The sequence below is a fragment of the Yoonia sp. genome, assembly GCF_017854415.1.
GTDB lineage: Bacteria > Pseudomonadota > Alphaproteobacteria > Rhodobacterales > Rhodobacteraceae > Yoonia.
The window spans coordinates 1-11,433 of sequence record NZ_JAFMHR010000102.1; the positions used below are offsets into that span (position 1 = coordinate 1).

10 protein-coding genes and 1 pseudogene are annotated in these 11,433 nt (G+C 53.8%); 7 read left to right on the plus strand and 4 right to left on the minus strand.

The window, feature by feature from the left end; genetic code table 11:
- From nirK to QZ197_RS11685, 4 genes are all read left to right on the plus strand, one after another.
- Positions 1-1,207, plus strand: a 1,207-nt coding sequence (gene nirK / locus QZ197_RS11670; protein WP_296432150.1) for a copper-containing nitrite reductase, incomplete at its 5' end; no start/stop codon positions are given.
- Between the two features lie 15 nt (positions 1,208-1,222).
- Positions 1,223-1,969 carry an SUMF1/EgtB/PvdO family nonheme iron enzyme gene (locus QZ197_RS11675; protein WP_296432151.1) on the plus strand — a complete coding sequence of 249 codons (747 nt, stop codon included), beginning with the start codon at positions 1,223-1,225 and terminating at the stop codon, positions 1,967-1,969.
- A gap of 171 nt (positions 1,970-2,140) precedes the next feature.
- On the plus strand, positions 2,141-2,278 hold the full coding sequence (locus tag QZ197_RS11680) for a hypothetical protein (protein WP_296432152.1): 138 nt from the start codon (positions 2,141-2,143) through the stop codon (positions 2,276-2,278).
- Positions 2,279-2,586: 308 nt separating this feature from the next.
- A complete protein-coding gene (locus tag QZ197_RS11685) occupies positions 2,587-2,865 on the plus strand; it encodes a glucose-6-phosphate isomerase (RefSeq protein ID WP_296432153.1) in 279 nt (92 codons plus the stop codon).
- Between the two features lie 62 nt (positions 2,866-2,927).
- Here QZ197_RS11685 and QZ197_RS11690 read toward each other — a convergent pair whose 3' ends face one another.
- From QZ197_RS11690 to QZ197_RS11700, 3 genes and pseudogenes are all read right to left on the minus strand, one after another.
- Complete coding sequence (locus tag QZ197_RS11690) at positions 2,928-4,298, minus strand: MATE family efflux transporter (RefSeq protein WP_296432154.1); 1,371 nt, start codon at positions 4,296-4,298, stop codon at positions 2,928-2,930.
- Positions 4,298-5,051, minus strand: a pseudogene (locus tag QZ197_RS11695) (amino acid ABC transporter permease). The gene QZ197_RS11690 and the pseudogene QZ197_RS11695 overlap by 1 nt, the downstream one beginning before the upstream one ends.
- A 10-nt stretch (positions 5,052-5,061) precedes the next feature.
- A complete protein-coding gene (locus tag QZ197_RS11700) occupies positions 5,062-5,796 on the minus strand; it encodes an amino acid ABC transporter ATP-binding protein (RefSeq protein ID WP_296432155.1) in 735 nt (244 codons plus the stop codon).
- 127 nt (positions 5,797-5,923) lie between these two features.
- Here QZ197_RS11700 and QZ197_RS11705 point away from each other — a divergent pair, with 127 nt between their 5' ends.
- Both QZ197_RS11705 and QZ197_RS11710 read left to right on the plus strand, forming a co-directional pair.
- Positions 5,924-6,703, plus strand: coding sequence for a transporter substrate-binding domain-containing protein (locus tag QZ197_RS11705; protein ID WP_296432156.1), 780 nt, complete (start codon positions 5,924-5,926; stop codon positions 6,701-6,703).
- 81 nt (positions 6,704-6,784) lie between these two features.
- Positions 6,785-7,444 carry a glutathione S-transferase N-terminal domain-containing protein gene (locus QZ197_RS11710; RefSeq protein WP_296432157.1) on the plus strand — a complete coding sequence of 220 codons (660 nt, stop codon included), beginning with the start codon at positions 6,785-6,787 and terminating at the stop codon, positions 7,442-7,444.
- A gap of 174 nt (positions 7,445-7,618) precedes the next feature.
- Here the strand turns inward: QZ197_RS11710 and QZ197_RS11715 are convergent, their stop codons facing one another.
- Entirely contained in the window at positions 7,619-9,133 is a 1,515-nt protein-coding gene (locus tag QZ197_RS11715; RefSeq protein ID WP_296432158.1) for a hypothetical protein, read from the minus strand.
- A 111-nt stretch (positions 9,134-9,244) separates the two neighbouring features.
- On the opposite strand from QZ197_RS11715, the gene QZ197_RS11720 reads away from it, so the two are divergent.
- Positions 9,245-11,433: AAA family ATPase (locus QZ197_RS11720; protein WP_296432159.1), on the plus strand; the 2,189-nt coding region annotated here is incomplete at its 3' end.

Below are 11,433 nucleotides of genomic sequence, written 5' to 3' on the forward strand. Positions count from 1 at the left end.
TAAAGTATTCAATCCAGGTCTGATGCAGACCAATCGCCGTAACGTACTGCGCGGCTCTGTCCTTGCGGGTGCTGCTGCGATGGCAGGCACTGCGGGTCTTGCGGGTCAACGCCGCGCGCCACTGCCAAAGATGCAGCCGCCAGCGCCACGGTTCCTTGTCGCCGAAGAACAGGCCCAGATGGCCGCGCCTTCCGCTGACCTGTCCGGCTACACACGTGTCAAACAAGAGCTGGTCGCGCCACCATTTGCACCCGCCCACGAGCAGGTCGCAACCGGTGGCCCCAAGATCATCGAGATCACCATGGAAACAACCGAAGTTCTGATGGTTGTTGACGAAGATACCGGCGCTGAAGTCTGGGCACTGACCTATAACGGCTCTGTCCCAGGTCCGCTGATCATCTGCCACGAAGGCGACATGGTCGAACTGACCCTGCGCAACCCTGTGGACAGCCAGATGGAACACAACATCGACTTTCACGCCTCTACGGGCGCGCTTGGCGGTGGTGGTTTGACCCACGTCTTCCCTGGTGAAGAAACCGTGCTGCGCTGGAAAGCGACCAAGCCGGGCTGCTTTACCTATCACTGTGCCCCCGGTGGCGCGATGATCCCTTACCACGTTACACACGGCATGAACGGTGCGGTCATGGTTCTGCCACGCGATGGTCTGAAAGACGGTATGGGCAATGCGCTGACCTATGACAGCATCGCCTACATCGGCGAGCAGGATTATTATCTGCCGATGGACGAATTCGGCGACTATAAGAAATACGCATTCGCAGGTGATGACTATGCCGATAGCCTTGATGCGATGCGCACGCTGACACCAACACATTGTGTGTTCAACGGCGCGGTAGGTGCGTTGACTGGCGAGAACGCTTTGACAGCCAAAGTCGGCGAAACCGTCCTGATGATCCACAACCAAGCCAACCGCGACAGCCGTCCGCACCTTATCGGTGGACACGGCAACTACGTCTGGGAAACATCGTTCAGCGACGCGCCCCTGACCGGATTGGAAACATGGTTCGTGCGTGGCGGCACCGCAATGGCCGCGATGTACACATTCGAACAACCCGGCGTCTACGCCTACGTGAACCACAACCTGATCGAAGCGACGCTGCTGGGTGCAGCCGCACACTTTGTCGTTGAGGGCGAATGGAACAACGAACTGATGGAACAGGTCGTCGCACCGCGTACCTTTGAAACCTAAACAGGATCATTTGCGATGACACATGCCAACACCTCACCCAAAAGCCGCAGCTTTCTGGTGCTCACGGGCACGGTGTTAACAGTGGCTTTTCTTATCGGGGGCGCGTTCTACACACGCGGCCCCGACCTGACCTTCGCGCCGCAAATGGCTGAAGCGCCCGTGATCCTTGCTGACGGATCCGCACTCCATGTACAGAAATACGAAGTCACCATCGCTGAGTGGAACAAATGCCACATGGCAGGTGGCTGTTCTTTGGCACTGCGCGCAACCGGCAGCCAAACAGAGGCCGAAATGCCTGCCACAGGTCTTTCGTTCATGGATGTGGCGGAATATGTCACTTGGATCAACGCGAAAACGCGGATGCAATTCCGCCTACCCACCCTTGCAGAGTGGGAACTGATGGCCGCCGAAGTCCTGCCCCCCGCTCCTGATCCGATCTTTACGGACCCTGAACTGACATGGGCTTCCACTTACCTGATGGAGCCGCAGACCAAACGCACATTGCGCCCCAAAGGCGCATTTGAAACCACCTCGCAGGGCATTGTCGATCTGAACGGCAGCGTTTGGGAATGGACACAAGACTGTTATGTCGGTGCAGCAGAAGGTCAGCTGACACCAGATCGCTGCCCAGCATTCTTTGTGGGCGGCGAACATGTGGCGGCAATGTCATATCTGGTACGCGATCCTGCGCGCGGTGGCTGTGCCGTCGGGACACCGCCTGCGCACCTCGGGATGCGGCTGGTGTCGGATCAAGCATCATAAGTAGTGTTTGCTTGGCGCGGGTATTGGGCCGTGGATCGGCACCTGCGCACATCTGCCAGCGAGCGTCGCAAAGGTAACAAGATTCTGAAAGTCAGAGACATGACAAATAGGCAGTCGAGTGGTAATCGTCACATCGACGGGGTCTTGGATTCCAATTCATAGGGGACGAAAATGAAGCATCTAGTCTTGGCGGTTTTCTTGATTGCACTTGCCGCTTGCGAAACCACCGAACGCGAGACAGAAACGATCCAAAGTGGCATTGTCATAAGTGGCACGGCGTCCATGGGCATTGCACGCGACGGCAATTAATCAGCCGACCAGCACGGGACATTGGCACATTACTTTGCTCTTGTTCATGACAATTCTATCTTCATCGCCGAACCCTAGATACAGCCAAACTTTGCCACGGACATCAAATCCCGTCGAAGGCTGCGCTACCGTAACCTGTCCCGTTTTGGCGGTTTGGCGCAGAGCATTGATCAATATCAAAACCGAGACAGATCTGCAGCGTACCCATGACATGCATAAATTGTCATGATCGGTCGTTCAAAACGCACGCGCACATCGAAACACCACGTGACACTTGATTTTGAATTGACGAGCAAGGGAGATCAACCATGAAACGCGTAATTTTGATGACACTCGCTGGTGCAAGCCTTGTCTTGGTTCAAGCCTGCGAAAATCTGACCGCTGAACAGCGCACCGTTGTGGGTGCCACAGGAGGGGCCGCAGCAGGCCTGATTACTGCCGACATCTTGGACGCGAACAAAGATTGGCGTTTGATTTCTGCGCTTGCTGGTGCAGCGGCGGGCGTGATCGTGGCACAAAATGAAGACACGCAGCAATGCGCGTACGCACGCGGTGACGGCACTTACATCGTTGCACCTTGTCCTTAAATCTTAGGCCGCACGACCTGTATTACGTTGGCACCAACGAGCGCAACAATTGAGCCAAGTCGTCATGCTGGTGCTGGTTTCAGTAAGCCGCCGATTGTCGTACGTGCCACGCGCCATACTACGGCAAGCGACAAGGCCCAACCGCTGACGACCGCCGTTGCGATACCAAGCCATACACCCCAGACCGTGAAATCCAGAACGCCGACAAAGACCCAGACAAAGAACGCGACACCGAAACCCTGCCGATAGATGCTGATCCAAAGCGTCCAGATCGGCTTTTTCAACGCTTGCAGAAGCGAGTTGATCGAAAACAGCATCATGTAGATCGGGAACAGGAATGCATCGACCCGCAGGTAGCTTGAACCGACGCGGATCACTTCTGGATCGTCCGAAAACAGCGACATCGCAAAGCCGCCGCCGAACAGCAAGATCGGCGTCGCCACAAGGGTCATAGCGAACCCCGTTTTCCAGCAAAACAACAATGCCGCGCGGACGCGATCAAAGTCTTTAGCCCCAAAGTTTTGCCCAGCGATCGGAAGCAACGCGCCAGTCATACCCAAAACCGGCAAAAGCAGAATTTGCTCGATCCGAAGTGCGACGCCATATGCCGCGACCGCATGACCGCCAAATTCCTTTAGCGCAAATTGCACCACAAACCCTGAGATAAACATCACCATCATCGCCGAACTGGCAGGCACCAATTGGGCGATGATCTGCTTGAAGCTGTCCAGCTCTGGCCGGAACACTTCAAGGCGAACTGATTGCATCATCTCAAGCTTTAGAATGCGTGTGATGATAAAGACCATAACGCCTGTCTGGCTGATGATTGTAGCGACAGCGATACCGTTGAACCCCATACCACCCCACAGCCCGTCAATGCCGAACATCAACAGAGGGTTTAGACCGATATTCACAAAAAACGCGACCATCATGGCGCGCTGCATCGTGCGGCTGTCACCATGTGCTTGCAGGATTCCGTTGCCCCCGTAGGCCAAAAAGAAGCCAGGCAATGCAAAAATCAGAAACTTGAAATAGCCAAGCGCCGCATCGCGGTATCCTCCCGGTTCGGACACCAGATTGATCAACATCGGACCCAGAAACCACCCGACAAACATGGATACGATCGTTGCAACAATACCAAAGGAAATACCTTGCGCGGCAAGCCGTTGCGTTTGCGAGCTGTCGCCGCTTCCTTTGGCATTCGACACTAATGCGCTGAGCGCTGAACTTAGGCCAAATCCAATCGCCATCAGTACGAAAAACGCCTGATACCCAATCGCCAGACCGGCCTGCGCATCGGTTGACAAACGTCCTGCCCAATAGACATCAACAACGTTGTATAAAGTGGCAAACAACATCCCAAGCGCTGCAGGAATTGCGAGAGCGCGAAAGTGCGTGGACATCGCGCCTTTGGTTAGGTCATCTTTTTGCATCACATTTCGCTCGCATTCATGCGGCGCTCAAACCAGCGTACGCCAGCCGAAACGATGAGGATCAGCACAAGGTACTCAAGCACCAAGACTGTATAGATTTCGAGGGGCCGGTATTCGGAAACAACCAGTTCGTTTGCTTTGCGTGTCAATTCCTGCAATCCGATGACTGAAACAAGCGACGACATCTTGAGCATATAAACGAGCTGGTTTCCCAAAGCAGGCAGGATGCGCCGAATGGCTTGCGGCAAGATTATGTACCGCATCGTATCGCGATAATTCAGGGAAATGGATTGTGCCGCCTCATATTGGCCGCGGGCGATTGTGACCGCGGGCGATTGACTGGATGCCCGCGCGAAAAATCTCTGCTTGGAAGGCGCTATCGCTTAGGGCTAAGGCCAGAACACCCGCCCAAAAGACGTTCAACGTGATCCCCGACAAAGCCGGCAGGCCGTAATAAACCCAAAGGATCAAAACAAGGATCGGGACTGCGCGCACGATTTCGACATACGTCCGGTTAAACATGCGCCACCCGCGTTTTTTCGAAAGCCCCGGAAGTGCGACCAAAAGACCGACAACAACTGAAATCAGGATTGCCGTCACCGACATGACGATGGTGTAATATGCACCGCTCGCCATGAATTTCAGATTGCTCCAGCCAGAGGACGTCGTAGGATCAACCACATACCAGCCCCAATTCCCCGAGCAGCCCGACAAGAGCAGGATCAGTGGTGTAAGGATCAAAAGTTTCTTCATGCCCATGCCCCTAATGGTTCAAAATCTGTTTGATGAATTGTGCAAACCGCTGTGACTTCGGTGCATCAAAGACATCGCCCGGCGCGCCAATTTCGACGATTTCACCCTTATCCATAAACACCATCCTATCGGCGACACGGCGCGCAAAGCCCATTTCATGGGTCACGACGATCATAGTCATGCCCGAAATTGCCAATTCGGTCATGACTTCCAGCACCTCTGCGATCATCTCGGGGTCTAGCGCCGATGTCGGCTCGTCAAACAACAGAATGCGCGGCTCCATACACAGTGACCGTGCGATGGCGACCCGCTGTTGTTGACCGCCAGACAATTGGCGCGGGAACTTGTCGGCCTGATCGGGGATTTGCACGCGCTCAAGGTACTTCATCGCACGCGCGCGGGCCTCTGCTTCAGTCAAGCCCAATACGCGACGCGGCCCTATGCAAAGGTTTTCCAAAACAGTTAGGTGCGGAAACAGGTTGAACTGTTGGAAAACCATCCCGACAAGACCGCGAATTTTTTCCAGATCAGCGGTGTCATCGCTCAGGACGGTGCCATCAACGACAATTTGACCGTCCTCATGCGCTTCAAGCCGGTTGATGCAACGGATCAATGTGGACTTGCCAGACCCCGATGGGCCGCAAATCACGACACGTTCCCCCAAGGCCACGTCCAAAGAGACGTTCTTTAGCGCCTGAAAATCTCCAAAATACTTGGAAACGTTCTGCATTGAGATGATGGACATGGCAGTTGGCCCCCTATTGGTCCTACAAAAGTGATGACTTATTGTTGGATTTCACATTATCGGGCTGTTTGCATTTCCAAACGGCTCTGGCACTCTATGTCTAACGAATACACTGGAAGGGAAACCCATGAAATTCTTTAAAATTGCCGCCGCTGCGGTTATTCTCGCCACGAGCGCCGTTCAAGCAACAGCACAATCCGCACTTAGCGAAATCCTAGCCGAAGGTGTTCTGAAAGTCGGAACAACCGGCGACTGGAACCCGATGACGATGCGCAATATCGCGACGAATGCGTACGAAGGGTATGATATCGATGTGATGACAGCGCTGGCCGCTGATCTGGGCGTCGAGGTCGAATTCGTGCCAACAGATTGGAAAACACTTGTCGCGGGTGTGACATCTGGCCAGTACCACATTACCGGTTCTGCCTCTGTATCACCTGCGCGCGCCAAGGCAGCTGGCTATTCGAACAGCTACTTTGCTTTGGTGACGGTTCCATTGACCCTGAAGGAAAACGCTGATCGTTTCGCAAACTGGGATGATCTGAACGTTGCAGGTGTATCCGTTGCCGCGACGCTGGGCACCACACAAGAAGCGCAAGTAAAACAGTATTTTCCAGAAGCAACGCACCGCATCGTCGAAGCACCTGCTCGCGATTTCCAGGAAGTTCTATCAGGCCGTGCGGATGCCAGCATCACGTCTAACATCGAGGCGGCAACCCTTGTCGCGCAATATGAAAACCTGATGATTATTCCAGTTGAAGCTGGCCGTTCGCCTACCCCGGTTGCAATGCTGTTGCCGCAGGCTGATCAAGTTTGGATCAACTATGTGAACACATGGATTGGCCTCAAGCAGGAGCAGGGTTTCTTTGAAGAACTAGGCGCAAAATGGGGCCTGAACGCAGAGTAATCTGACCGTTCCATTTTTTAGCTACTTTGGGCCAACCCTGTGCGGTTGGCCCTTTTCATATCTACGTCAGAGAGGCGCAAAATGCTGACAGTCTATTCCGTTCCTGTAGCAGTCTATTGCGCGAAACTGCGCATTATGATGCACCATAAATTGATACCGTTTACACAGTTACCGCCGCCGGGCGGCTATGGGTCTGACGAATACCGTGCAATCGTGCCATCGGGCAATTTACCCGCTATGATCCACGACGGTTTCATGTTGGCGGATTCCGAAGCAATCGCAGAATATCTGGACGAGGCATTTCCCGACGTTCCGATGTTGCCGGACACGATCAAACTGCGCGCGAAAGCCCGTGAGTTAAGCAGGTTTCACGACACGCGACTGGAACCGGCGGTACGGGCGATCTATCCCCAAGTGGCCTACGCAACGCGCGACAAAGATGCCGTACAACTTGGCGGACAAGCAATCAGCAAACACCTGTTGTCGCTTGCGCTGTTGTTAGAAGCCAATCCGTTAGACACGCAAAAGCTATGGCTTTGTGACTGCGGATTTGCCGTGACATTCGCTTGGGTCAGCGCATTTCAGGACGCATGCGATTTACCCGTCGTGTGGCCACGCATCGTTTCCGACTACGCGGCGCGTCTTCGGGGTTTTGAGGTAGTTGCCGATGAATTGGTGGCTTACCGACCTGCAATGGACGCATATTTGGAAAAGGCCAAGCCACCATCTTCACGGTCTTGATTGTGAACGGGCATTCGGTCAATTCGAGGCAAGCGACGATTACCAACCTTTAGACCCATGCCTAAATCATCGGACCGACTACGGGCAAAAAAAATGGCGACCAACTAGGTTGGCCGCCAGTTCGTTTTCCGGAAGAGGTAAAGCTTTCGGGAAACGGGAGAGTCGTCAGACCTGTCAGCTGCTATCAACTGCTTGGACATGTACCATGTCCCCTGAGGTCAAATTCTGGATCGGGCGGTCTACCGCAGCTATGTGAAGGGACCATTGGCCAAGCGAAACTGTAAGCTCGGCATCATCGGGCGCAGCACTTGGTACCTGCTGCATCTCGGTATCTTCTATGTGAAGGGCATCCATCAGCTTTTTTAGCTTTACCGCGCCCACTTGGTACACGCCGGCACTTACCCGGGTGAAGCCCATCTTTTCTAGCCGCTCGCGGACATTCCCGTTGCACAGACGCGCAGTGTTCCCCTTTGGCAGTCGGAAGTCTGGTGGGGTTGCATCAGTCAGGTCGGGATAGCGCATAACAGCGCGTCTCGTGAACCTGACTTGATCATGCGGATGTTCAACAATTACCGGATCAACGTCAGTTATCTGTCCCGCACGGCGTTGTTTCATATAGATGCAATTTGCATCGGTGAAATATGCGTTGCCAAGGAACATCCGAAGCGCGAATTCGGTTTTCCAAGCCAAACCCATGCCGCTGTAATGCGGATCGCCCAGCGCATCTTTGCCCATGTAGATACAGTTTTCACCTTGCCATCCGCCATGCCAACTGCCGCGCCGATCGTCCTTTGGATCACCCAACCAGCCACCCATTTGGGCGCGGGTCGCATAGTCATCCTTGTTCTTGAAATAAAGGTAGTCACCAGGAACGGCGATCGTCGCGCCCCGCACATAATCAGTCGAAATATCATGGAGCTGACTTAAAAATTGACTGGCTGCCGTCCGTTCTGGCGGCGTATCAGGCGCACCAGCAACGCGCCATGCACCGATGAATGCAGGACCAAAGTGATCCCGCAATGCATCCACTTTTTCTGCGCCAAGCCCATTTAAACATCCCGTCAAGATTGACAGTTGCAAAGCGCCTGCGCATTCGCCCCGAAATGGCGTCACATCGTGCAACGCTTCGGACAACGGAACATCCGACTTTTGCATGAACGTGTAACCGGCCCATGACGCATCATCGGGTAGATGCATCCAGGATGACTTGGGCGCTGCGAATGGCGCCTCTGTTGTTAGGATCCCTTCGCCGGTTTTAGCGCCTGACGCAAACAAGACCTCAAGATTACGAAGATATCCAAGTGTGGGCGGCACGCCGATCGCAGCTTCGACATAGTCGCCGTCGATCCGGCCGGAACACAGGTCCTTCATTGCCGCGATAACACCTTTGCGCAGAGCAATATTATCGGCCAACTGCTTGGGGTTTTCAAACTCGTGCGGCAGATAATCATTAATCATCGCCAGCGCGATTTCGATGTCCAAATCATCGACCAGCGTCATGACTTCGGCGATGTCGTCAGACCTGAATGCAGGGCGGATCTGCTTGCCTTCAACAACGAGTGCATACTTCAGAACAGACTGAAAATCCTGTGCGCTATGATCAATCGACTTGTCGTCAATCCAAAGGCCTTTCTTCTCGGTCAATTTTCCTACCTTTGCGCGCATGTCTGTGTTTTCTGACATTAGCATTGACCGCGGGTAAGCGAGGGTCAGAAATGCGTCAAAAATGGTTTCAGCTATTTTTACGGCGCTGCGCATTGAGGGTTAACAGTGGTCGATAACAAGCTATGATATTCAACAATGCGCGTTTTCATTAAACTTTTAGGTGGACCAGCTTTTAGCCGACCAGACGGTTCGGCTTTGCGGCTTCCAACACGCAAGTCGGAGGCGCTGTTTGCATACCTGTTAGAACGCGGCGGAGAGGCCGTATCGCGCGAGGCACTTGCAGCGAATTTATGGCCTTATAGCGGTGAGGAACAGGCACGGGCGAGCTTGAGGCAAGAGGTTTCCGTCCTGCGCAAGGCACTTGGGCCCGACTTTGCAGATATCATCATTACCGAAGGTGATCGTTTGTCAGTCTCGCATCATGGATTGGATGTGGATATTTGGCGTCTGCGTGCCCACCGCCGCCTTGGACATAACCCTGATGCCCTGCTCGCGCTATTCGAGCATTACACCGCCCCGTTTTTGGATACGTTTCGCATTCGCAGCCAGCCGTTTACAGACTGGGTTTGGCTAACACGGCAATCACTGCAGAATGAAATTCTAAGCTTGGGCCAGACAGCGCTTTCGCGATGTATCGAAACGCAAGACCACGAGAATACCACCCGGATCGCCACGCACCTGTGCCGAATAGAACCGACCTATGAACCGGCGCATCAAGCATTGATTGCAGCACACATCGGCAATGGCGATATGACCGCGGCACAGCGGCAGTTGCGCCAGTGCCAAGCAGCACTCGACGATCAACTTGATTCCAAGGTCTCGTCAGAAACGCTTGCGCTGTTTGATGAGCAAGGGAATGCAAAACAGACGCCTGCACCCGTTGAAACAAAACGCCGCGCGCAACAGCGCCGGTTTGTAGCAGTTCTTTCAGTTGCTACAAATCTGGACTTTGCCGATCCCGAAGACTTTGATCGCGAAGCCGAAGCCGCCAGCGCGCAGATCCGGCACGATATCGAAGCCAGAGGCGGTACCATCCTGCGCTCTTTTTCTGGCGATGTCCTTGCCTGTTTTGGCTACCCGATCGGGCATGACAAAGACCCCGACACAGCGGTTTTCGTGGCAGGGGATATCTTGATTGCTTTGGATGCGAGGTCTCAGGGGGCCACTCAAGCACAGATCGGGTTGTCGTACGGACAAGTTTTGATTTCATCCGACACAACGGGAAAACCAACGGTTTCGGGTGCCGTTTTGCGGACGGCCGAAGGCGTGGCAAGACAAAGCGCATTCGGGGTCGTTTCGATATGCGCGGAAATGGCCAAAGTCGTGTCTCCCGCCGTTCGCTTGAGCCAACAAGACGCCGGGAACGGAGCGCGGCAAGTAATGCCGCGGCTTGAACCTAACCCGCCATTTCGGCCCGACGTATTTTTGGACAATAGACATCCCATGTTAGGGCGCGAAGACCAGCTTGCCGATCTCATTGATTTGATGGCCCAAGCAAAACGCGGGTCCGGAAGTGTGGCTGCTATCGTAGGGCACCCGGGTGAAGGTAAATCCCGACTGGTTCATGAGATCACCCAAAAAGGACATGATCTTGGGTTCGAGGTCCAAGTCTTTTATGGTAGGCGAAGCGCACAGCAAACGGTGTTTTCTCCGGTTTTGGACTACATGCAGAATAGCGGCGATTTTAGTTCCAAGCGCCCCACATTTGAAGAAGTCGAAAGTTGGATGACGCAACGCAGTGCGGACCTGACGATTGCCGCACCATATTTTGACGCACTCATCAAATCGCCTGGTTTCCAACAGCCAGAGCAAGCAAACTTTTCCGATGATGAACGAAAATCTGCGCTCACTATATTTGCGGCAGGCCATACGGAAGAAACTCAATCACACCCAACCGTCATGGTTTTCGAAGACATTCAATGGTTTGATCCAACAACCTGTGAGGCAATAGAACGCCTTATTGATGTCGTCCCCAATGCACCCGTTTTGGCTGTACTTGTTTCCCGCTTGGGCGAGGAACCCAATGTGGTTGCGCATCCGTCAGTTCATAGGACCGTTCTGAACCCGCTTGCGCCAGAAAAAGCCGAAGCACTTTTGCGCGGGCTTCTGGGAAAGACCTCAACCACGACGTCCACGATTTCGAACGTAATCGAACGTGCTGAAGGCAATCCACTCACGCTAGAAGAATTCGCGAAGGCGATTATTTTCGAGCGCGACAATACATCAGACCAAGACTTTACATCAGACCAAGACTTTCATTTTGCGCCAACTTTTTCGCTTGGCAAAACGGACATGCCGATCGAAACCCCTTCGCGACTTTTGCC